Below are 1,171 nucleotides of genomic sequence, written 5' to 3'. Positions count from 1 at the left end.
CCTCCAGCCAGCCGCCGCTCGACATCCAGGTGGTGGCGCTCGATTGGAAATGGCTGTTCCTCTACCCCGACCAGGGCGTCGGAACGGTCAACCAGCTGGTCATCCCGGCCGGCGTTCCCGTTCATTTCAAACTGACCTCGGCCAGCGTGATGAACACCTTCTTTGTGCCGCAGCTCGGCAGCATGATCTATGTCATGAACGGCATGCAGACCGAGCTCAACCTGCAGGCCGATCGCGACGGCGACTATCTCGGCCTGTCGGCGCATTTCAGCGGCGACGGCTTTTCCGACATGAATTTCCGCGTGCGCGCCGTCCCGCCCGACGAATTTGCGCGCTGGGCCTCTTCGCTGCATGGCGCCGGCGGCGTGCTCAACGCGCGCGCCTATGGCGAGCTTGCCCGGCAGAGCATCAACGTGCCGCCGGCCTCGTTCGGCGTCGTGCAGGACGGCCTGTTCGACGCGTTCGTGCGCAAGACGTTGCCGCCCGGTCCGGGTCCCGCCGAAACCGCCGCCGGCGAGCCGCAGGTAAGCCCCAAGGCCCAGCCCAAGGCCGGGACGCCGGCGCCTGCCCAACAGCCGCAGCCGAAAGCGGGAGGATGACGATGCTCGGCAAGCTCGACTGGTCTGCCATTCCCTTCGATGAGCCCATCCCGCTGGGCGCCGCCCTCATCGTCTTCCTGGCGGCCGCCGCGGTGCTGATCTGGGTCACGGTGAAAGGATACTGGCCCTATCTCTGGGACGAATGGATAACTTCGGTCGACCACAAGCGCATCGGCGTCATGTATATCGTTCTGGCGGCGCTGATGCTGCTGCGCGGCTTCGTCGATGCGGTGATGATGCGCACGCAGCAGGTGCTCGCCATCCACGGGCCCGGCTACCTGCCGCCCGAGCATTACGACCAGGTCTTTTCGGCCCACGGCACGATCATGATCTTCTTCGCCGCGATGCCCTTCGTCATCGGGCTGATGAACTTCGTCGTGCCGCTGCAACTCGGCATCCGCGACGTCGCCTTTCCGACGCTGAATTCGGTGAGTTTCTGGCTGACGGCGACCGGCGCGCTCCTGGTCAACATCTCGCTCGTCGTCGGCGAGTTCGCCCGCACCGGCTGGCTGCCCTATGCGCCGCTGTCGGAGACGACCTACTCGCCGGGCGTCGGCGTAGACTATTATCTC

General features: G+C 65.6%; 2 protein-coding genes. Both read left to right on the top strand.

Annotated features, from left to right (window positions below; translation table 11 throughout):
- A partial coding sequence (locus tag EOA60_RS33920) for a COX aromatic rich motif-containing protein (RefSeq protein ID WP_164899805.1) occupies window positions 1–599 on the top strand: 599 nt, incomplete at its 5' end.
- Window positions 600–601: 2 nt separating this feature from the next.
- The coding region (locus tag EOA60_RS33915; RefSeq protein WP_206628390.1) for a cbb3-type cytochrome c oxidase subunit I at window positions 602–1,171 on the top strand (570 nt) is incomplete at its 3' end.

This window comes from Mesorhizobium sp. M1A.F.Ca.IN.020.06.1.1 (assembly GCF_004023265.1).
In the GTDB taxonomy this organism is placed as follows: domain Bacteria; phylum Pseudomonadota; class Alphaproteobacteria; order Rhizobiales; family Rhizobiaceae; genus Mesorhizobium.
This window is presented reverse-complemented; position numbering and strand designations above follow the sequence as displayed.